The organism is Burkholderia sp. Ax-1720 (assembly GCF_011753035.1).
Lineage (GTDB): Bacteria > Pseudomonadota > Gammaproteobacteria > Burkholderiales > Burkholderiaceae > Burkholderia > Burkholderia gladioli.
Genome location: NZ_VWWK01000438.1, coordinates 1 through 1,000 on the forward strand (window position 1 = coordinate 1; position 1,000 = coordinate 1,000).

General features: G+C 76.4%; 1 protein-coding gene. It reads left to right on the top strand.

Features of this window, described 5'->3' with window-relative positions; genetic code table 11:
* Window positions 1–3 precede the first annotated feature (3 nt).
* Window positions 4–1,000, top strand: a 997-nt coding sequence (bcsZ, locus tag F3J18_RS37490; RefSeq protein WP_240156528.1) for a cellulose synthase complex periplasmic endoglucanase BcsZ, incomplete at its 3' end; no start/stop codon positions are given.

Genomic DNA, 1,000 nt, shown 5'->3' on the forward strand with positions numbered 1-1,000 from the left:
TCGATGCCGGCCCGCGCCGCCGCGGCCCGCCCCCCGGCGAATGCCGCGCCGATCGTCGCCGCGCCGCGTTGCGGCGAGTGGCCCGCCTATCGCGCCTTCCTCGCGCAGACCGTGCAGCCCGACGGCCGCGTGTTCGACGCCAGCACGCCGGCCCAGCAGTCGACCTCGGAAGGCCAGTCCTACGGCATGTTCCTCGCGCTGGCGGCCAACGATCGCGCCAGCTTCGAGCGCATGCTCGAGTGGACCCGCGCCAACCTGGCCGGCGGCCATTTCGACGCCAGGGACGCGCGCCTGCCCGCCTGGCAGTGGGGCCGCAAGGCCGACGGCGGCTGGGGCGTGCTCGATCCGAACTCGGCGGCCGATGCCGATCTGTGGATCGCCTACGACCTGCTGGAAGCCGGGCGGCTCTGGCACGTGCTCGACTACAGCGCGCTGGGCGCGGCGCTGGCCGCGCAGATCGCGCGCCGCGAGGTGGTCGAGCTGGCCGGGCTCGGCCCGATGCTGCTGCCGGGCCCGCAGGGTTTCGTCGAGGGCGACGTGACGCGCCTGAACCCGAGCTACCTGCCGCTGCCGGTGCTGCGCGCACTCGGCGGCGAACTGGGCGGCCCGTGGAACGCCATCGCCAGGAACGGCCTGCGGCTGGTGGCCGGCGCCTCGCCGCGCGGCTTCGCGCCCGACTGGGCGGCCTGGCGCGCCGGGCAGGTGGTGGTCGATCCGCGCACGGGCGACCTCGGCAGCTACGACGCGATCCGCACCTACCTGTGGGCCGGCCTCGCGAATCCCGCCGATCCGCTGGCCCGTCCCTGGCTCGACGCGCTGCGCGGGATGGCCGCGCAGGTCGCGCAAGGCGGCGTGCCGCCCGAGAAGGTGGCAGTGGCCACCGGCACGGGCAGCGGCGAGGGCCCGCTCAGCTACTGGGGCGCGCTCGCACCGTACTTCGCCGCGCTCGGCGACGCGCGCGGCCTGGCGCTGGCGCGTGCCCGCCTGAGCGCGCTCGATG